This window comes from Streptomyces sp. NPDC051913, from assembly GCF_044593635.1.
GTDB lineage: Bacteria > Actinomycetota > Actinomycetes > Streptomycetales > Streptomycetaceae > Streptomyces.
In genome coordinates this window covers 660,744-680,872 of sequence record NZ_JBIUCI010000002.1, presented here as the reverse complement: position 1 = coordinate 680,872, position 20,129 = coordinate 660,744, and the positions used below count along the sequence as shown (strand labels likewise).

Here is a 20,129-nt window from a genome sequence, read left to right as displayed (position 1 = left end):
CCGCACCCATCCCCCACGAGAAGTGCGCCTGTGCGTTCCCTTCCTCTGCCGCTCGCCCTGACCGCGCGTCTGTCCCCGGTCGTCGTGCTCGCCGCCGCGGGCTGGACGCTGTCGTCCGGCCCCGCTCCGACCGGCGACCACGAGTCCGCGTCGAAGGGCGGCGGTGGCACCAGGTCCGCGTCGGCGCCCTCGACCGCGGCGGCCTCGAAGACGTACACCTCCTCCCCCGCGCCCTGCGGCAGCGTCACCGTGAAGAACATCAAGTCGCTGGTTCCGGGCGCCAAGACGGCCGGCAAGGAGATTCCGTCCACGGACACGAAACTCCGCCGCACCTGCTCCTGGAACGCGCTCAAGGGCTACGACTACCGCTGGCTCGACGTGTCCTTCGAGATCACGGACTCGGACGAATCGGCACAGAAGACGTACAAGGAGCGTATCGAGGAGAAGAGCGGCGGAGGAGATGTTCCGGGCCTCGGGGACCAGGGCTACTCCGTCGTGAACCTCACCACGGAGGACAAGCAGCAGACGCGCGAGGGCGTGGTGATCGTCCAGGCGTCCAACGCGCTGGTGGTCGTCACGTACAACGGCAGCGACTTCGAGTCGAAGAAGGCGCCCGACACGGACCTCATCAACAAGGGTGCCATCAAGGCCGCCAAGGACGCGGTGGCAGCGCTGGAGGGCGGCCGGTGACACCGGCCGCCCTCCAGTCGCACGACCGTCACACGCGCTCCTGCTCCCTCCCCAACGGCAGCATCAGCGCGACGTACAGCGCCAGCGACGCTCCCAGGCCCACGGCCCAGCCGTAGTCCGCCAGGGGCTTGAGGAACGGGATCAGTCCGTCCGTCGGGAAGGGCCCCGTCCTCGACCCGTCGGCGCCGACGCCCGAGTACGAGCCGCCGACCGCGAGCAACCCGCCGACGACGAAGGCGAGGATTGCCCGCCAGTTCCAGCCGTTGGAGTACCAGTAGCGCCCACCGGGCGTGTACAGGTCCGCCAGGTGCAGGACCGTACGGCGCACGATCCAGTAGTCGGCGATGAGGATGCCCGCGACCGTACCGAGCAGGCCGCCGACCACGCCGAGCCAGGTGAAGATGTAGAACTCGGGCGTCGAGATCAGCTTCCAGGGGAAGATCAGGATGCCGACGACCCCTGTGATCAGCGCGCCCGTACGGAAGTTGATGAGTTTCGGGGCGAGGTTGGCGAGGTCGTACGCCGGTGAGACGACGTTCGCCGCGATGTTCACCGAGATGGTGGCGACCAGCACGATGATCAGCGCGAAGAGCAGCCCGAAGGCGTTGTCCGCCTTGGCGGCGAGGGTGACCGGGTCCCAGATCGCCTCGCCGTAGACGACCTCGGAGCCGGAGGTGACCAGCACCGCGAGGACCGCGAAGAGCGTCATGGTCGTGGGCAACCCGAGCGCCTGTCCCCAGGTCTGCGCCTTCTGGCTGGCGCCGAAGCGGGTGAAGTCGGGGATGTTCAGCGACAGGGTCGCCCAGAAACCGATCATGCCCATCAGCGACGGGAAGAAGACCGGCCAGAAGTCGGGGCCCCAGCCCAGCTTGGAGGGCTGGTCGAGCAGTGCGCCGAAACCGTCGGCCTTGACCGCGATCCACACCAGCAGCACGATCGCGCCGACGATCACGAAGGGCGCGGCCCAGTTCTCGAAGTGCCGCAGGAAGTCCATGCCGCGGTAGATGATCGCGATCTGCAGCGCCCAGAAGAGCAGGAAGCACAACCACAGCGGCCACGGGTTCCCTGCGATCTTCCCCGCGTTCTCCCAGTGCCCGCCGGTGAGTTTGGAGCCCAGCGCGAAGATTCCGCTGCCGCCGATCCAGGTCTGGATGCCGAACCAGCCGCAGGCCACGGCCGCCCGGATCAGCGCCGGGATGTTGGCGCCGCGCAGCCCGAAGGAGGCGCGGGCCAGCACCGGGAAGGGGATGCCGTACTTGGGTCCGGCGTGCCCGGTGGCCAGCATCGGCAGCAGCACGATGACGTTGGCCAGGGCGATGGTGAAGACGGCCTGCTTCCAGTCCATCCCGAGCGCGACCAGGCCGGAGGCCAGGGTCCAGCTGGGGATGCAGTGGGCCATGGAGATCCACAGGGCGGCGAAGTTGTACGTCGTCCACTTGCGTTCGGAGACCGGTACGGGACGCAGGTCGTCGTTGGCGAAGGGACTGTCGGCGGGAAAGGCCTCGGGGCTGAGTTCGATGCGGCCGCCGGTGTCGGCGGACTTCGATATCGGCGACCCCGGGGGGACTGTGTCGGTCATGGGCAGGCCAATCAGTGAGCGGGACGGGAAAGGCCGTGCGGGGGCCTTGGGCCCTCCCTCCCCGGGACGGCGGGAAGGGAGGAGACAAGGTGTGGGGGGTCCAGGTGGTGCTGGTCAGGCGTTGAGCGCGGGGATGACCTTCGCGCCGTACGCGTCGATGGTCGTCTCCTGCGCGTCGTGCATGTCGTAGACGGCGAACTGGTCGACGCCCAGCTCGCGCAGGGCGTTGAGCTTCTCGATGTGCTTCTCGACGGGCCCGATGAGGCAGAACCGGTCCACGATCTCGTCGGGCACGAACGCGGTGTCCGGGTTGTCGGCCCGTCCGTGATGCGAGTAGTCGTACCCCTGGCGGGCCTTGATGTAGTCCGTGAGTTCTTCTGGGACCTGGGACGAGTGCTCGCCGTACTTCGACACCAGGTCGGCGACATGGTTGCCGACCATCCCGCCGAACCAGCGGCACTGCTCGCGCGCGTGGGCGAGCGCCTCGGGCGAGTCGTCCTCGGTGACATAGGCGGGGGCGGCGACGCAGATCTTCACCTCGGAGGGGTCACGGCCGGCCGCGACCGCCGCGTCCTTCACCGCCTTGACCATGTACTCGGTCAGATACAGATCGGCGAGCTGGAGGATGAACCCGTCGGCCTCCTCCCCCGTCATCTTCAGCGCCTTCGGGCCGTACGCCGCCATCCATACGGGGAGTTCGGCGTCCTCCTTGATCCAGGGGAACCTGATGACCGTGCCGCCGAGGTCGGCCTCCTGGCCGGAGCCGAGGGCGCGGATGACCTTCATCGCCTCGCTGATGCGGGCCAGTGTGTTCGGGGTGCGGCCCGCCACGCGCATCGCGGAGTCGCCGCGGCCGATGCCGCAGACGGTGCGGTTGCCGAACATGTCGTTGAGGGTGGCGAAGGTGGAGGCGGTGACCTCCCAGGTGCGGGTGCCCGGGTTGGTGACCATGGGTCCGACCGTCAACTTCGTTGTGTTGGCCAGGATCTGACTGTAGATCACGAACGGTTCCTGCCACAGCACGGCGGAGTCGAAGGTCCAGCCGTAGGTGAAGCCGTTGCGCTCGGCGCGCTTCATCAGGCTGACGACCTTCGAGGCCGGCGGGTCGGTCTGCAGGACGAGTCCGAAGTCCATGGGCGCCACTCCTAGTTGAGGTACTGACAGGTGGAACGGGGGGTGTAGACGCCGTGCCCTGCGTGCCCGGTGTACTCCCGCTCGGTGATGACGGCTTCGCCGCGCGAGAGGACCGTCTCGACCCGGCCGGTGAGGCGCTTGCCCTCGTACGCCGAGTAGTCGACGTTCATGTGGTGCGTCTCGGCGGAGACGATCTGCTCCGCGTGCGGGTCGTAGATGACGACGTCCGCGTCGGCGCCGGGGGCGATGGTGCCCTTCTTCGGGTACATGCCGAACATGCGGGCCGGGGTGGCGCAGGCGATCTCGATCCAGCGGCGGCGCGTGATGTGCCCGTCGACGACGGCCTGGTGGAGCAGGTCCATGCGGTTCTCGACGCCGGGGAGACCGTTGGGGATCTTCGAGAAGTCGCCGCGGCCCAGCTCCTTCTGGCCGACGAAGCAGAAGGGGCAGTGGTCGGTGGAGACGACCTGGAGGTCGTTGGTCCTGAGGCCCTGCCAGAGCTTGGCCTGGTGTTCCTTCGGGCGCAGGGGGGTCGAGCACACGTACTTCGATCCCTCGAAGTCCGGCTCGGCGAGGTTGTCGGTCGACAGGAACAGATACTGCGGGCAGGTCTCGCCGAAGACGTTGAGCCCCTCGTCGCGGGCGCGCGCCAGCTCGGCCACCGCCTCCATCGCCGAGACGTGCACGACGTACAGGGGTGCGCCGGCGACCTGGGCGAGCTTGATGGCGCGGTGGGTGGCCTCGGCCTCCAGCAGGGCCTTGCGCACCTCACCGTGGTAGCGGGGGTCGGTCTCGCCGCGGGCCAGCGCCTGCTCCACGAGCACGTCGATCGCGATGCCGTTCTCGGCGTGCATCATGATCAGGCCGCCGTTCTCGGCGGAGCGCTGCATGGCGCGCAGGATCTGGCCGTCGTCGGAGTAGAAGACGCCCGGGTAGGCCATGAACTGCTTGAAACTCGTCACCCCCTCCTCGACCAGCAGGTCCATCTCCTTGAGCGTCTCCTGGTTCACATCGGAGACGATCATGTGGAAGGCGTAGTCGATGGCGCAGTTGCCCTCCGCCTTGGCGTGCCAGGCGTCGAGGCCCTCGCGCAGGGAGTGGCCGACGCTCTGCACCGCGAAGTCGACGATCGTGGTCGTACCGCCCCAGGCTGCGGCCCGGGTGCCGGTCTCGAAGGTGTCGGAGGCGAAGGTGCCGCCGAACGGCAGCTCCATGTGGGTGTGGGCGTCGACGCCACCGGGGATGACGTACTTCCCGGTGGCGTCGAGGGTCCGCTCGCCGGTGAACGCTTCGGCGGCGGACGTGCCCGAGGCGGCGAGGGCGGCGATGCGGCCGTCCTCGATCAGCACGTCGGCGTGGATCTCGTCGGACGCCGTGATGACGAGACCACCGCGGATGACGGTACGGCTGCTCATGGTCCCTCTCCTGCCAGGGTGGTGGGTTCGGTCAGGGTGGGTTCGGTCAGGTGGGTTCGGTCAGGGTGCGGTCAGCGGCGCATACGCGTCCGGGCGGCGGTCGCGGAAGAACTGCCAGCGGTCGCGCACCTCGCGCAGCTTGTTCAGGTCCAGGTCCCGTACGACGAGTTCGGTCTCCTTGTCGCTCGCCACCTCGCCCACGAACTGGGCCTCCGGGTCGACGAAGTAGGTCGTCCCGTAGAAGTCGTTGTCGCCCAGTTCCTCGACGCCCACCCGGTTGATCGCGCCGACGAAGTACTCGTTGGCGACGGCCGCGGCCGGCTGCTCCAACTGCCACAGGTAGGCGGAGAGTCCGCGCGAGGTGGCCGAGGGGTTGAAGACGATCTCGGCGCCCGCGAGACCCAACGCCCGCCAGCCCTCCGGGAAGTGGCGGTCGTAGCAGATGTACACGCCGATCTTCCCGACCTTGGTGTCGAAGACCGGCCAGCCCAGGTTGCCGGGGCGGAAGTAGAACTTCTCCCAGAATCCCGGGACTTGGGGGATGTGGTGCTTGCGGTACTTGCCGAGGTACGAGCCGTCGGCGTCGATCACCGCGGCCGTGTTGTAGAGGACGCCGGGCTGCTCCTCCTCGTACATCGGCAGGATCAGGACGATGCCCAACTCCTTGGCCAGCGCCTGGAATCGCTTGACGATCGGCCCGTCCGGGATCTGCTCGGCGTACTCGTAGAACGCCTTGTCCTGGACCTGGCAGAAGTACGGCCCGTAGAACAGCTCCTGGAAGCACAGGACCTGAGCACCCTGCGCGGCCGCGTCGCGGGCCGCCTGCTCGTGTACCTGGATCATCGATTCCTTGTCGCCCGTCCACGCGGTCTGGAAGAGGGCGGCACGGATCACTCTGCTCATCGGGACCTCCGGTCGCTCGGTGTGCGAGCAATCTAGGAAGTCCGGAAGCGGGCTTTGAGTTGCAGCGTGTCACGTCTGCGGGCGTGCGGCGTGTCACGGTGTCACCCCTGCGCGATCCCATGTTTCACCGTCGTTTTCCCAGGTCATGGCATGTTTCAGCTCTGTTGCGCGTCATGCGCGAGGAGCGCGATGTGCACCGAGGCGGCCTGTTCGAAGTCATCGAGGTCGACGCCGAGCCGGGTCTGTATCGCTTCGAGGCGCCGGTACAGCGCGGGGCGCGAGACATGGTGGAGCTGGGCCGTGCGGGACTTGTTGCGGCCGGTGGCGAGATAGGTCCGCAGAACGGCGAGCAGCCCCTCCCCCGGGCCCGAGTCGCACAGCAGCCCGTCCAACTCCCGCTCGGCGAATGACTGCACATGCGGGTCGTCCCGCAACAGCCTTATCAGGCCGCGCAGATGAACGTCCTTGAGGCGTACGACGACCGGAAGGTCGAGCGCCCCGGAGGCGACGGCGTCGGCGACGTGCTGGGCCTCGCGCATCCCGGCGGGGACGTCGTCCCAGGCCGTACGGGGGTCTGCCGCCGCCACGACGGTCTGCGTCAGCCGGGCCGCGAAGTTCGCCGTCAGAACCGCGGCGTCCTGGTCCCGGGCCAGGCTCAGCAGCACGGCGGTGACCCCGTCGGCGAGTTCGGCGACGAGTCCGGGCAGGCCCAACAGCCGTAGCACCCGGTCGAGTTCGGCCGGATCACCGTCCCGCACGACCAGTGGCACGAACGTCCGCCGGTTGACGGGCAGCCCGGCGGCCCGCGCCCGCGGCAGCAGCTGCCGTGCCGGTACGACCCCGCTGACGAGGTCGGTGAGCAGGCTCTGCGCGGACTGCTCCTCCCAGGTGTGGGCGGAGGTGCCGCCGAGCATGCGGTGCAGGACGAGGGCCTCGGCGGCCCGGTCGGCCAGCAGCCGTCCGCTCGCGGTGTCCCCGCGGTAGCCGCAGAGCAGGATCTGCCCCCAGCGTTCGCCGCGTCCGCCCAGTTCGGCGCGGATCCAGCCGTCGCCCTCGGTGCCGCCGGCCTGTCGGGCGATGCGCTCCCAGTCGCGCAGCACGTCGTCCACGGCCGGCCGCTCCCCCGCGGTGGCGAGGACGCGATGGGCGAGGTTGGTGACGACGACGGGGCAGGCGCTGTGCTGGGCGATGTCGTCGAGGAGCCGCTGGAGCGGGGCGCCCGCGGTGATGAGGCCGGTGAGGGAGGTGCGGACGGCCTCGGAGAGGCTCACCGCCGCGAACTTCCGCCGGACCAGCCGGGACTGCACCTCCTCGGTCAACTCGGCGAAGGGGAAGGGCCGGTGGAGGACGACCATGGGCAGCCCGCACCGCTCGGCGGCCCGGCGCATGACGTCCGGCGGGGCCGGAAAGGCCCGGCCCAGACCGAGGACGACGGCCGCGGCCTCCGCACGGTGCAGCGACTGGATGTACTCGGCCTGCGCACCCTCGTCACCGGCGAGCAGCACCCCGGTGGTGAGGACCATCTCGCCGCCGGTGAGCATGACGCCGACGTCGGCGGCCTCGGCGACATGCACCCAGCGCACCGCGCGGTCGAGCTGGGCCGCGCCGGCCACCACCTCGGGCTCCCCGGCGAGCACCCGTTCCAGGGTGAGGACCTGGCGGACGGACAGGGCCGGTTCCAGATGGTCCAAGGTGGTGGTCATGGCGTACATCCCTTGCTGGGTACTGCTACTGGATGCCCCTCAGAGCGTTCTCGAGGATCGCGGCGCCTTCCTCGGCCTCCGCGACGGTGAGGGACAGCGGCGGGGCGATCCTCAGGGCGCTGGTGTTGTGGCCGCCGCCCTTGCCGATGAGCAGCCCGCCCGCACGGCACGCCTCCAGCACGGCGCCCGCCGCGTCCGGGTCGGCCTGGTCGGTGCCGGGTTTCACCAGCTCGACGCCGAGCATCAGCCCGCGCCCACGGACCTCGCGTACGCCGGGCACCTGCGCGGCGACGGCTCGGAGCCGTTCGACGAGGAGTCCGCCGACGCGCCGCGCGTTGCCCTGGAGGTCGTGTTCCAGGAGGTACGACAGGTTGGCGAGGCCGGCCGCCATGGTGATCTGGGTGCCGCCGAACGTCGAGATGCTGTTGGCGTCGAGGCAGTTCATGATCTCGGCGCGGGCGACGACACCGCCGATGGACATGCCGTTGCCGATGCCCTTGGCGAAGGTGAGCAGGTCGGGCGGGCCGTTCTGCCCGTGGGCCTGCCAGCCCCAGAAGTTGTCGCCGGTGCGGCCCCACCCGGTCTGCACCTCGTCGGCGATCCACAGGATGCCGCGCTCGCTGAGCACCTCGCGGAAGGCGGCGTACAGCCCGTCCGGCGGGGAGGTGAAGCCGCCGACGCCCTGGATCGGCTCGGCGATCAGGGCGGCGGGTGGGCGGGTGTGGCCGAGGAGATCCTTGAGGTCCTCGACGCAGGCCGCGATGAAGTCGTCGTCGCTCAACGACGCGTAGGGGCCGCGGGTACGGACGCCGCCATGGACGTACAGCGTCTGGAGCGGGGAGAGCGAGGTCGGGGACCAGCCGCGGTTGCCGGTGATGCCGACCGCGCTGAAGGAACGGCCGTGGTAGCTGTTGCGCATCGCGAGGATCGTGTTGCTGCGGCGGTACGTCGTCGCGAGGAGCAGGGCGGTGTCGTTGGCCTCGGTGCCGGAGGTGGTGAAGAAGACACGGGCGTCCGGGATGCCGGACAACTGGGCGATGCGCTCGGCGAGTTCGACCATGGGCCGGTTGAGGTACAGGGTCGAGGAGTGGATGATCCTCCCGGCCTGTTCGCTCACCGCCTTGGTGACCTCGGGCAGCGCGTGCGCGGTCATCGTGGTGAGGATGCCGCCGAAGAAGTCGAGGTACTTGTTGCCCTCGGCGTCCCACACGTACCGGCCCTCGCCGTGCGTGATCTCCAGCGGGTTCGCGTAGTAGAGGGCGAGCCACTCGGGGAGGACGGAGCGATGGCGTGCGAACAGGTCGTTCACGGCTGCACCAGCCCCTCGTAGGCGTCGGGCCTGCGGTCCCGGTAGAAGGCCCACTGCTGCCGTACCTCTTCGATGAGGTCGAAGTCGAGGTCGCGGACGACGAGTTCCTCGGTCTTGTCACTGGCCGTGTCCCCGACGAACTGACCACGCGGGTCGACGAAGTACGACGTCCCGTAGAAGTCGTTGTCGCCGTACTCCTCGACGCCGACGCGGTTGATCGCGGCGACGAAGTACTCGTTGGCGACGGCGGCGGCCGGCTGCTCCAGGCGCCAGAGGTAGCTGGAAAGCCCGCGGTGGGTGGCGGAGGGGTTGTAGACGAGCTGGGCGCCGTTGAGGCCGAGTTGGCGCCAGCCCTCCGGGAAGTGGCGGTCGTAGCAGATGTATACGCCGACCTTTCCCACGGCCGTGTCGAAGACCGGCCAGCCCGCGTTGCCCGGCTTGAAGTAGTACTTCTCCCAGAAGCCCTTCACCTGCGGGATGTGGTGCTTGCGGTACTTGCCGAGGAAGGTGCCGTCGGCGTCGATCACGGCGGCGGTGTTGTAGTAGAAGCCGGACTGCTCGACCTCGAAGACCGGCACGACGATCACCATGCCGGTCTCGCGGGCGAGGTCCTGCATACGGCGCACGGTCGGCCCGTCGGGCACCGGCTCGGCCCACCGGTAGTGCTCCGGTTCCTGGACCTGGCAGAAATAGGGGGCGTTGAACACTTCCTGGAAGCCGATGATCTTCGCACCCTGGCGGGCCGCCTCGCGGGCGTGCTCCTCGTGCTTCGCCACCATGGACTCGGTGTCGCCGGTCCAGGTGGCCTGGACCAGTGCGGCACGAACGACGTTGGCCATGAGCTGCTCCTTCGACGGGACCTCAGAGCCTCTACGCCCGTAGACGAAGGCCGTAGAGGGTCGAAAGTAAGCCTCTCCAGCAGCCTTGCCAAGACCATCGTCGTTAACCCGCTGAGTCGATCACGTTTCACACTCACGTGGGTGAGCGGACGCGGCTCGGGCGGGGGCTCTCAGGTGGTGAAACCGGCGACGCGGAGCGCGTGCACAAGGTCCCAGTGGCGTTCCTCCGACACCCCCTGAGCCGCCTCCAGCAGCAGCGGTACGAGGGTCTGCGGCCCCGGGGCGGCGCTGCGGGCGGCCTCTTCCGGGGTGCGGACACGGACGTACGCGTCGAGCAGCGCGCGCACCTCGCGGCGGCGTCCCTCGTGGACGAGCCCGAGCACGGCCTGGCCGACCTCCTCGGCGGGCCGTACGACGCCCTGCCGCAGCACCTGCTCCCCGTCCGTGCCGCGCCCCGCGGCCACGAGCGCGTCCGCCGCGGCGACGAGCCGTTCCGCGGGCAGCGAGGCGGCCTCCCACAGCAGGGTCGCCCAGTCGGCGCCGAGCCCGGCGCGCTGGAGCTCGGCGGCGAGCAGCGGGAACCGGGCGGCGGGCCAGTACGCGGCGTCGACCAGCAGGGCGTGCGCCTCCCCGCTGCGTCCTTCGCCCCGCAGCCGTACGAGCTGCTCGACGGCCTGGGCCACCTCCCGCCGCGCCCCGCCGTCCAGCGGCTCGGCCTGCGCCCGCGCCGCCTCCACCGGCTCGGCGGCCCCGGCGAACCGGGCCCCTCGCGGGGTACGGCGACCGGTGGCGGCCGGGGTGGGCAGCGTCGGCGCTGCGGCGGGCGGTACGGCTACGGGAGCGACGTCCTCCTCGACGATGCCGGCGAAGCGGGCGCTGCCTCGGCGCCGCTTGCGCTGCTTGGGGGTGGGGGTGGGGGCGGGGGTGCTTGCGGGGCCGTCACCGTGGGTTCTGGGCTCGGGCTCCTCGGGCCTGCCGGGGCTTAGAAAATCACCGGGCCCGGCCGGGAAATCCTGGGGAGCGGACAGGGCGGCGGCGGCCCGGGGCGGTTCGCCCGGCCGGTCATGGGGCTGCCGGCGCTGCCCGTCGGCGCCACCCTGGGGCCCGGCCGCAACGTCGACACCGGCGGTGCGGGCCCGCGCCTCCCGCTCCTGCGCGGCACCCCACCCCGCCGCGCCGTCGCCTCCGACAGGAAAGACCCCGCCCGCCGCCGTCTGCCCGCCCCGCCGGATCTCCCGCGCCTGGCCACCCGCCGAGCGGCGGTCCAAGTCCGCCATACGGGACCGGAGTTCGGCGCAGCGGGCGGTCGCGCGTTCATGGTCGTCGCGGGCCCAGGCGAGGTCGAGACGGATCGCGTCGGCGGCCTCCTGGGTGGTGGCGCCGGCGAGCAAGTGGCCCAGTTCCGCCTGGCGTTCGGCGGCGTAGCGCTGCTCGCGGAGCATGACGTCGAGACGGTCACCCAGGGCGTCACGGGCGCCGGGCCGGGCGTCGTACGCGGCAAGGGCCTCGGCGTGCAGGACGCGGGCCCGTTCGGCCTCGGGAGCGGCGACGGCGGGACCGTACTCGGTGGCGAGGTCCTGGAGGAGCGCCTCCACCACGTCCCAGGGCGGCACTTCACGCCCTTCGAGGCAGGCCTGCATGCCTTCGGGGTCGCGCTGCCAGAACACCGCGCACCAGCCGCCACCGTGATCCAGGCGAGCCAGCAGGCCGTCCAGGTGGTACACGAACTCCCTTATCCGACCCGGGAGTTGATCCACTGCCATCGCTCAACTCCCGCCAGACCGGAGCACTCCGGTCCGTAAGACAACACGAGCCGTGTTACGAATGCGCTACGGGGAGTTTTCGGACTGGCCGCAGAGTGTGCCGCACCTGCCGGAACGTGCCGTGCGGCATGGTCACACGGGCGCCAGGGCGCACCTCTCGACGATCTCGTCCATCGACAGCCCGAGCGCCCGCGCCAGTGCCGCCACGGTGAAGAACGCCGGCGTGGGGGCCCGGCCGGTCTCGATCTTCCGGAGGGTCTCGGCCGAGAGGCCGGCGCTCGCCGCGACGTCGGCCATGCTGCGGCCGCCGCGCGCCTCGCGCAGCAGCCGGCCGAGCCGTTCGCCGCGTTCGCGCTCTTCGGGGGTCAGTGGGGTGCGTACCATGCCCCCATTCTAATACCGGTATAGTAATTGGCATGGTGGAGCTGAAGACAGACACATCGATCGACGCCATGTACGAGGCGGGGCAGGTCGTCGGGCGTGCTCTCACGGCCGTGCGCAAGGCCGCCGACGTGGGCGTTTCCCTGCTGGAGCTGGACGAGGTGGCCCATGCGGTGCTCCGGGAGGCGGGCGCGACCTCGCCGTTCCTCGGCTACCGGCCGTCCTTCGCGCCGACCCCGTTCCCGGCCGTCCTGTGCGCCTCCGTGAACGACGCGATCGTGCACGGCGTCCCGACCCGCTACCGGTTGCGCGACGGCGACCTCGTCTCGATGGACTTCGGCGCCGAACTCGGCGGCTGGGTCGGCGACTCGGCGCTCAGCTTCACGGTCGGCACCCCGCGCGAGGCGGACCTGCGCCTGATCGAGGCGGCGGAGCGAGCCCTGGACGCGGGGATCGCGGCGGCCGTCGTCGGCAACCGCATCGGCGACATCGCGCACGCGATCGGCACGGTGTGCCGATCGGCCGGGTACGGCATCCCGGACGGCTTCGGCGGGCACGGCATCGGCCGCCGTATGCACGAGGACCCGGGCGTCCCGAACGAGGGCCGCCCCGGCCGTGGCATGAGGCTGCGGCACGGCATGGTCCTGGCGATCGAGCCCATGGTGATCGGCGGCGGCACCGACGGCTACCACGCCGACCTCGACGGCTGGACCCTGCGCACGAACGACGGTTCGCGCGCGGCGCACGCCGAGCACACGGTGGCGATCACGGACGCGGGCCCGCGCGTCCTCACCGCACGCGCCGACTGACGCCGGTATGCGCATCGACGCGGGCACCCCCGCCGACGCCGACCGGATCGCCGCCCTGCACACGGCGAGCTGGCGCAGCGCCTACGCCCCGCTCCTGCCCGCCGCGTATCTCAATGGCTCACTCGCCCAGGACCAGCGGGAGCAGTGGCGGGCGCGGACGGCCGCCCTCAGCGCGGACCAGCTGCTGCTGACCGCGCAGGAGGACGGCGAGCTGTGCGGGTTCGTCCACCTCCGGACCACCGCCGACGGCCGCGTCCACGTCGACAACCTGCACGTCCGCCCGGACCGTGTGGGCACCGGCCTCGGTCGCCGCCTCCTGCGCGCCGGCCTCACCTGGGCGGCCGGCACCTGTCCCGGCCGGGACGTCGTCCTGGAGGTGCTGCGGGGCAACGATCGTGCGATCGTGTTCTACGAGCGTGAAGGCGGCCTGCGCACGGCCGAGCGCCCGCTGCGGCTGGCGCCCGACCTCGTGGTGGGCGAGGTCGAGTACATCTGGCCCGCCGCGCTGGTGGGTCGCCTGGCGAAGGAGTGGTCACAGGTGTAGCGGGCCGCGGCCCGGGTTACCCGACTCCGGCACGTCGATCAGCGAGGGCGTCCCGGGCCCCGCAGGGACGCCGGATGGGAACGGCCATGACCAGCGGCTTCAGCGGACCGGAAGGCTACGACCCCTTCGGTGAGTTCCTCGCCCGTTTCTTCGGCGGGCCCCGCCCCGGCCCCCGGCAGATCAACATCGGCCAGCTTCTGAGCCAGCCCGCCCGGGAGTTGGTCCGGGGCGCCGCCCAGTACGCCGCCGAACACGGCAGCCGGGATCTGGACACCCAGCATCTGCTGCGGGCGGCGCTCTCCGCCGAGCCGACCCGGAGTCTGCTCAGCCGGGCCGGCGCGGACCCCGACGAGCTGGCGACGGAGATCGACGAGCGGTCGGGCCCGGTGCTGCACCCGCCCGGCGAGGCCCCGCCGCCGACCTCGCTCTCCCTGACCCCGGCCGCCAAGCGCGCCCTGCTGGACGCGCACGACCTGGCCCGGTCGCGCGGCGCCGGGCACATCGGCCCCGAGCATGTCCTGAGCGCGCTGGCCGCCAACCCCGACTCGGCGGCGGGCCACATCCTCAACTCGGCCCACTTCGCGCCGACCGGCCTGCCGCCCGAGGCCGCGCCCGACGCCGGGACGGCCCGCAGCGACGCACCGCGCGACACCGGAACCCCGACTCTCGACAAGTACAGCCGCGATCTGACGGACCTGGCCCGCCGGGGCGGTATCGACCCGGTCATCGGGCGGGACGAGGAGATCGAGCAGACCATCGAGGTGCTCTCCCGGCGCGGCAAGAACAACCCGGTCCTCATCGGTGACGCGGGGGTCGGCAAGACGGCCATCGTGGAGGGTCTCGCCCAGCGGATCGCCGACGGGGACGTGCCGGACGTGCTCACCGGGCGGCGGGTCGTCGCCCTCGATCTGACCGGCGTGGTCGCGGGCACCCGTTACCGGGGCGACTTCGAGGAGCGGCTCACCGCCATCGTCTCCGAAATCCGGTCCCACTCCGACCAGTTGATCGTGTTCATCGACGAACTGCACACCGTGGTCGGCGCGGGCGGGGGCGGCGAGGCCGCCTCCATGGACGCCGGGAACATCCTCAAGCCCGCCCTCGCGCGCGGTGAGTTGCACATCGTCGGCGCGACCACACTGGAGGAGTTCCGCCGCATCGAGAAGGACGCGGCACTGGCCCGCCGCTTCCAGCCCATCCTCGTCCCCGAACCCTCCGTCGCGGACGCCCTGGAGATCCTGCGCGGGCTGCGCGACCGCTACGAGGCGCACCACCAGGTCCGCTACACCGACGAGGCGCTGACCGCGGCCGTCGAGCTGTCCGACCGCTATCTCACCGACCGCCGGCTGCCCGACAAGGCGATCGACCTGATCGACCAGGCGGGCGCGCGGGTACGCCTCCGGGCCCGCACCAAGGGCACGGACGTACGCGCCCTGGAACGCGAGGTGGAGCAGCTCGTCCGGGAGAAGGACCAGGCCGTCGCCGACGAGCAGTACGAGCAGGCCATGCAACTGCGCGACCGGATCACCGAGTTGAAGCAGCGGATCGCCGAGGCGTCCGGTGGCGGGGAGGCCGACGAGGGCCAGCACCTGGAGGTGACCGCGGAGGCGATCGCCGAAGTGGTCTCCCGGCAGACGGGCATCCCGGTCGCCAGCCTCACCCAGGAGGAGAAGGACAAGCTGCTCGGCCTGGAGGAGCACCTGCACGAGCGGGTCGTGGGCCAGCAGGAGGCGGTACGGGTCGTCGCCGACGCGGTACTGCGCTCCCGCGCCGGACTCGCCAGCCCCGACCGCCCGATCGGCAGCTTCCTGTTCCTCGGCCCGACCGGCGTCGGCAAGACCGAACTGGCCCGCGCCCTCGCGGAGGCCCTGTTCGGCAGCGAGGAGCGCATGGTCCGGCTCGACATGAGCGAGTACCAGGAACGCCACACCGTCAGCCGCCTGGTCGGCGCCCCGCCCGGATACGTGGGCCACGAGGAGGCGGGCCAGCTGACGGAGGTGGTCCGCAGGCACCCGTACTCCCTGCTCCTCCTGGACGAGGTGGAGAAGGCCCACCCGGACGTCTTCAACATCCTGCTCCAGGTCCTCGACGACGGCCGCCTCACCGACTCCCAGGGCCGCACGGTCGACTTCACCAACACGGTCGTGGTGATGACCAGCAACCTCGGCTCGGAGGCGATCACCCGCCGCGGCGCCGGCATCGGCTTCGGCGCGGGCGGCGCGGAGGCCGACGAGGAGGCGCGCCGCGAACAGATCCTGCGCCCGCTGCGCGAGCACTTCCGTCCCGAGTTCCTCAACCGCATCGACGAGATCGTTGTCTTCCGCCAGCTCACGGAGGAGCAACTCCGCCAGATCACCAACCTCCTCCTGGACGGCACCCGCCGCATGCTGCACGCCCAGGGCATCACGGTCACCTTCACCGAACCGGCGGTCGACTGGCTCTCCCGCCGCGGCTACCAGCCGGAGTACGGCGCGCGTCCGCTGCGCCGCACGATCCAGCGCGAGGTGGACAACCAGCTGTCGAGGCTGCTGCTGGACGGCAGGGTGAAGGAGGGGGGCAGGGTCACGGTGGACGTGGAGGGCGAGCAGCTCGCGTTCCGTACGGAGGGCGAGCTGCCCACCCCGGAGCTATGACGCCGGATGCACCACCATCGCCGAGCCGCCGCCCCGTCGTACCTTCTCGGCGGCGGCGAGCCATCTGCCGTCCGGCAGCCGCTGCACACCGGTGGCCGCCCCGATCTCGGCGTTCAACCGGAAGCCGTGCCCGAGCGCCTCCAACTGTGTCCTCAAGTCGCTGTTGTACAGGGCCGGTTCGAGTTCGGTGGTCGTCTGGTTACGCTGGCTCGCCCGGGGCGCCGCGATGGCGTCGACCAGCGGCATCCGCTGGTCCAGGAACTGCGTCAGCGTCTGCAGCACGGTGGTGATGATCGTCGCCCCGCCCGGTGAACCCAGCGCCACCACAGGCTTGTTGTGCTTGTCCAGCACGATCGTCGGCGAAATGGACGACCGCGGCCGCTTCCCCGGCCCCGGCAGATTCGGGTCGTGCACAGCCGGGTTGGCGGGAGCGAAGGAGAAGTCCGTCAGCTCGTTGTTGAGGATGAACCCACGCCCGGGAACGGTGATTCCGCTGCCGCCGGTCTGCTCGATGGTGAGGGTGTAGGAGACGACGTTCCCCCACTTGTCGGCGACCGTGAGATGCGTGGTGTTCTCGCCTTCGTACGTCGTCGGCGCCGCCGTCCCCGAGGAGCCGGGGTTACGCGGATCCCCGGGCGCCACCGGGCTCGTGAGCACCGCGTCGTCCTTGATGAGCGCGGCCCGCTCATCGGCGTACCGCTGCGAGAGCAGCCCCTTCGTCGGTACGTCCTCGAAGGCGGGGTCGCCGACCCAGCGCCCGCGGTCCGCGAACGCGATCCTGCTGGCCTCGATGTAGCGGTGCAGGAACTGCACCTCGCTCGCCTTGGAGAGGTCGGTGTTCTCCAGGATGTTGAGGGCCTCACCGACCGTGGTGCCGCCGGAGGAGGAGGGCGCGATGGAGTAGACGCCGAGCCCGCGGTAGGAGGTCCTGGTCGGCTTCTGGAGCTTGGCCTCGTACGCGGCGAGGTCCTTCTCCGACAGGTCGCCGGGGCGGGCGTTCCAGCCCGAAGACGGGTTCACGGGCGGGTCGTTCACGGTGTCGAGGATGTCGTCGCCGAGGTCGCCGTGGTAGATCGCGCCGACGCCCTTCTTGCCCAACTCGGCGTAGGTGCGGGCGAGATCGGGGTTCTTGAAGGTCGCGCCGACGACCGGGAGGGCACCGTTCGGCAGGAACAGCTTCGCCGTGTCAGGGAAGTAGCGGAAGCGGGTCTCGTTGAGGGCGGTCTGCGCACGGAAGGTGTCGTCGACGGTGAAGCCGTCACGCGCGATCTTCTCGGCGGGCTTCAACACGCTGCCGAGCGATCTGCTGCCCCACTCGTCGAGCGCCGTCGCCCAGGTGGCGGGGGTACCGGGAGTGCCGACGCTCAGACCGCTGGTCACCGCGTCGGCGAAGGCGAGGGGCTGGCCGTTCTCCAGGAAGAGATCGGAGCCGGCGGTGAGCGGGGCGGTCTCACGGCCGTCGATGGTGTGCACCGTACGGGACTTGGCGTCGTAGTAGACGAAGTAGCCGCCCCCGCCGATGCCGGAGGAGTAGGGCTCGGTGACGCCGAGCGCGGCGGCCGTGGCGACGGCGGCGTCGACGGCGTTGCCGCCCTTTCTCAGCACCTCGATGCCGGCCGCGGAGGCGTCCGCGTCGACGCTGGCGACGGCGCCGCCGTAGCCGACGGCGACGGGCACCTTCGGTGGTGTGGTCGCGGGCGTCGGCGGTGCCGCGGCCCCTACTGACACCACGGCGGCCGAGACCGCCAGGACCGACAGTTTCCGCGCGACAGGGCGACGCATGCGCACCTCCAGGCCAGGACCGTCCGCGCAGCGTAACCACAACACGGGGGGCTCGACAGCCCCATTCAGGGCAGCTGTCATGAGATCGCCACACATCGAACACGGGTACGTACCAGCCATCCGGGCCCGCTAGCATGCGCGCCCATGAATGACGACGTGCGCAACATCGTCCTGGGCGTGCTGGCCGCCGGTATCAGTGCCGCGCTCGGCTGGCTGGCCCGCACCTATCTGTGGAAGCGGAAACTCCGGCGCAAGCAGGCCTTCTTCGGGCTGCCCGACAACTCGGAGTCGCTGCTCGTCGTCAACCGGGACGCGGCCAGCCCCGACCTCGCGGTGCACCGCTACGACGTCTTCGCGCTCCTCGAACTCTCCGCGCTCATCAAGGACTGCGGCGCGCACGCCGATGTGATCACCCAGGACGCGGCGCGGCAGGGCTTCGGGGAGCGGACGGAGTTCTGCGTGGGCGGGCCCGGTTCCAACCGCCGCATGGCGGCCCATATGCACGCCATGCTGCCCGGGGTGCGGGTGAACCTCGATCCGGAGCCGGGGCCGGACCGGCTGGCCTTCCAGATCGGCAGCGAGCGCTACCGGATGGAGAAGGGGCAGAGCGAACACGTGCTGCTGGCCCGGCTCACGGCCGGACAGCCGGGCCAGAGCCGGCCGGTGTTCCTGTTCTGCGGCCAGACCGCCATCACCAACCAGGCCGCCACCCGCTATCTGGCCCGCAACCACGAACGCCTGGCCCGCAAGCACGGAAACAGCTCGTTCGTACTGCTGCTCAAGGTGGTCAACTCACAGGCGTACGGCCCCGATGTCGCCGAACTGGTCGCGGACGTGACCCGGGCGGCCCAGACCCCGCTGCCCACGCCTGCGGCTCCCCGGAACTCACACCGCGCCTCCTGAATTCATTCACATGACAACAATCGTTACTGGCACGTAACTTACCGACGGGTTACCTCGGGTAAACGGCCGAGGTTACCGTCTGGTCACTTTGCACTGACACGAGTGAGGAGTGACCCGTGGGACACCATCGCAAGGCCCTGCGCACGACCGCCGTGGGCGCCGTCTCCGCGACGCTGATCGCCGGTAGCGCCCTCGGGTTCGCCCCGGCCGCCCAGGCCTCGACCGGGGGCGTACGGTTCGTCGACATCACCGGTGACGGCGGCACCGTGCTCAAGGCGAACGTCATCACGCCCGCCGGCGCGGACGGTTCGCGGCGCTATCCGCTGATCGTGTTCCCCACGAGCTGGGGCCTGCCCCAGGTCGAGTATCTGGCGCAGGCCCAGAAGCTCGCGAACTCCGGCTACATCGTGGTCAGTTACAACGTACGCGGCTTCTGGCAGTCGGGCGGACGGATAGAAGTCGCGGGCCCGCCCGACATAACCGACGCCTCCAAGGTCATCGACTGGGCGCTCGCCAACACCCCCGCCGACGCGGCGCACATCGGCATGGGCGGCGTCTCCTACGGCGCCGGCATCAGCCTGCTCGCCGCCGCCCACGACAAGCGCGTCAAGGCGGTCGCCGCGCTCAGCGGCTGGGCCGATCTGATCGACTCGATCTACTCGGGCCGTACGCAACACGTCCAGGCGGCCGGGCTGCTGGACGGGGCGAGTGTCGTCACGGGCCGGCAGAGCGCCGAACTCCGGGAGATCTTCGACAACTTCTACGCCTCCAACCTGTCCAAGGAACAGGACATGCTCAACTGGGGGAAGAAACGTTCGGCCGCCACATATGTGGATCAGCTGAACAAGAACGGCGCGGCGGTCATGATGGCCAACGCCTGGGGCGACTCGATCTTCCCGCCCAACCAGTACGCGGACTTCTACGAGAAGCTGACCGGCCCCAAGAGACTGGAGTTCCGCCCCGGCGACCACGCGACCGCCGAGCTGACGGGCCTGTTCGGGCTGCCCAACGACGTGTGGACCGACACCGAGCGCTGGTTCGACCGCTATCTCAAGGGCTCGGCGAACGGCATCGACAAGGAGCAGCCGGTCCAGCTCAAGTCCCGTTCCACCGGCGGCTACGAGGGCTACCCGGACTGGAAGTCGGTCGGCGCGACGACGAGGAAGCTCGCCCTGTCCGGCACGACCACGATCCACACGAACGTCGACTCCGGGGCCGACGGCGGAGTCGTCTTCCTCTCCAGCATCCTCGACCAGGTCGCCCAGCTCCCCCCGGTCGCCTCGATCCCCCTGCTTCCCCGGCGCTGGGCGGCCGTGTGGCAGTCGGAGAAGTACGCGACGGCCCAACAGGTGCGTGGCACCGCCGAGTTGCACACGACGGTCACCCCGACGAAGGAGAGCGGCACCCTCGTCGCCTACCTCTACGACGTGGGGCCGCTCGGCCTCGGCAAGCTGGTCTCCCACGCGCCGTACACCTTCCACGGACGGACGCCCGGCACGTCGTTCGGCCTCGACCTGGAGCTGTACTCCACGGCCTACGACGTCCCGGCGGGGCACCGTCTGGCGCTGGTCGTCGACACGGTCGACCCGCTCTACATCGAGCACAACCCGTCCGGCGCGCAGCTGACCTTCTCCTCACCGGCGACCGACCCGTCGTACGTGTCGATCCCGCTGCGCGAGCAGTGATCTCCGGCCTACGCGCCGGGCGGGTATGGCTTCTGTGAGCTGCCACCCCCTACGGCCTCG

Annotated in this window: 16 protein-coding genes; 6 read left to right on the top strand and 10 right to left on the bottom strand. The window is 70.5% G+C overall.

Going from position 1 to position 20,129, the window contains the following annotated elements; all coding sequences use genetic code 11:
* Positions 1-30 precede the first annotated feature (30 nt).
* Complete coding sequence (locus ACIHIX_RS08255; RefSeq protein ID WP_399951537.1) at positions 31-690, top strand: hypothetical protein; 660 nt, start codon at positions 31-33, stop codon at positions 688-690.
* Between the two features lie 28 nt (positions 691-718).
* Here ACIHIX_RS08255 and ACIHIX_RS08250 read toward each other — a convergent pair whose 3' ends face one another.
* From ACIHIX_RS08250 to ACIHIX_RS08210, 9 genes are all read right to left on the bottom strand, one after another.
* Entirely contained in the window at positions 719-2,269 is a 1,551-nt protein-coding gene (locus ACIHIX_RS08250; protein WP_399951534.1) for an NCS1 family nucleobase:cation symporter-1, read from the bottom strand.
* A 114-nt stretch (positions 2,270-2,383) separates the two neighbouring features.
* Positions 2,384-3,403 carry a TIGR03842 family LLM class F420-dependent oxidoreductase gene (locus tag ACIHIX_RS08245; protein ID WP_399951532.1) on the bottom strand — a complete coding sequence of 340 codons (1,020 nt, stop codon included), beginning with the start codon at positions 3,401-3,403 and terminating at the stop codon, positions 2,384-2,386.
* Positions 3,404-3,414: 11 nt separating this feature from the next.
* Entirely contained in the window at positions 3,415-4,818 is a 1,404-nt protein-coding gene (hydA, locus tag ACIHIX_RS08240) for a dihydropyrimidinase (RefSeq protein ID WP_399951529.1), read from the bottom strand.
* 60 nt (positions 4,819-4,878) lie between these two features.
* Positions 4,879-5,721 carry a nitrilase-related carbon-nitrogen hydrolase gene (locus tag ACIHIX_RS08235; protein ID WP_399951526.1) on the bottom strand — a complete coding sequence of 281 codons (843 nt, stop codon included), beginning with the start codon at positions 5,719-5,721 and terminating at the stop codon, positions 4,879-4,881.
* A 155-nt stretch (positions 5,722-5,876) separates the two neighbouring features.
* Positions 5,877-7,424 (bottom strand): PucR family transcriptional regulator, encoded by a 1,548-nt coding sequence (locus ACIHIX_RS08230; protein WP_399951523.1) that lies wholly within the window; start codon positions 7,422-7,424, stop codon positions 5,877-5,879.
* Between the two features lie 25 nt (positions 7,425-7,449).
* Entirely contained in the window at positions 7,450-8,733 is a 1,284-nt protein-coding gene (locus ACIHIX_RS08225) for an aspartate aminotransferase family protein (protein WP_399951520.1), read from the bottom strand.
* Entirely contained in the window at positions 8,730-9,572 is an 843-nt protein-coding gene (locus tag ACIHIX_RS08220; RefSeq protein WP_399951517.1) for a nitrilase-related carbon-nitrogen hydrolase, read from the bottom strand. The genes ACIHIX_RS08225 and ACIHIX_RS08220 overlap by 4 nt, the downstream gene beginning before the upstream one ends.
* A gap of 170 nt (positions 9,573-9,742) precedes the next feature.
* Entirely contained in the window at positions 9,743-11,335 is a 1,593-nt protein-coding gene (locus tag ACIHIX_RS08215; RefSeq protein WP_399951514.1) for a hypothetical protein, read from the bottom strand.
* A gap of 132 nt (positions 11,336-11,467) precedes the next feature.
* Positions 11,468-11,719: a helix-turn-helix domain-containing protein gene (locus ACIHIX_RS08210; protein ID WP_399951511.1), complete on the bottom strand. Its 252-nt coding sequence runs from the start codon at positions 11,717-11,719 to the stop codon at positions 11,468-11,470.
* Positions 11,720-11,751: 32 nt separating this feature from the next.
* Between ACIHIX_RS08210 and map the strand changes: the two genes are divergently transcribed.
* The 3 genes from map to ACIHIX_RS08195 all read left to right on the top strand — a co-directional run bounded on the left by map (position 11,752) and on the right by ACIHIX_RS08195 (position 15,699).
* Positions 11,752-12,525 (top strand): type I methionyl aminopeptidase, encoded by a 774-nt coding sequence (map, locus tag ACIHIX_RS08205; protein WP_399951508.1) that lies wholly within the window; start codon positions 11,752-11,754, stop codon positions 12,523-12,525.
* Between the two features lie 7 nt (positions 12,526-12,532).
* Positions 12,533-13,069, top strand: a complete 537-nt coding sequence (locus ACIHIX_RS08200; protein WP_399951505.1) for a GNAT family N-acetyltransferase — start codon at positions 12,533-12,535, stop codon at positions 13,067-13,069.
* Between the two features lie 86 nt (positions 13,070-13,155).
* Positions 13,156-15,699 (top strand): ATP-dependent Clp protease ATP-binding subunit, encoded by a 2,544-nt coding sequence (locus ACIHIX_RS08195; RefSeq protein ID WP_399951503.1) that lies wholly within the window; start codon positions 13,156-13,158, stop codon positions 15,697-15,699.
* Here ACIHIX_RS08195 and ggt read toward each other — a convergent pair.
* Positions 15,694-17,481 carry a gamma-glutamyltransferase gene (ggt, locus tag ACIHIX_RS08190; protein ID WP_399951500.1) on the bottom strand — a complete coding sequence of 596 codons (1,788 nt, stop codon included), beginning with the start codon at positions 17,479-17,481 and terminating at the stop codon, positions 15,694-15,696. The genes ACIHIX_RS08195 and ggt overlap by 6 nt on opposite strands.
* Before the next feature lie 144 nt (positions 17,482-17,625).
* Between ggt and ACIHIX_RS08185 the strand changes: the two genes are divergently transcribed.
* Together ACIHIX_RS08185 and ACIHIX_RS08180 are read left to right on the top strand one after the other, a co-directional pair.
* The gene (locus ACIHIX_RS08185) at positions 17,626-18,384 is read left to right on the top strand and encodes a hypothetical protein (protein ID WP_399951497.1); all 759 of its coding nucleotides are present in this window, start codon (positions 17,626-17,628) and stop codon (positions 18,382-18,384) included.
* Between the two features lie 116 nt (positions 18,385-18,500).
* Positions 18,501-20,069 carry a CocE/NonD family hydrolase gene (locus ACIHIX_RS08180; RefSeq protein WP_399951494.1) on the top strand — a complete coding sequence of 523 codons (1,569 nt, stop codon included), beginning with the start codon at positions 18,501-18,503 and terminating at the stop codon, positions 20,067-20,069.
* The last annotated feature ends 60 nt before the right edge of the window (positions 20,070-20,129 follow it).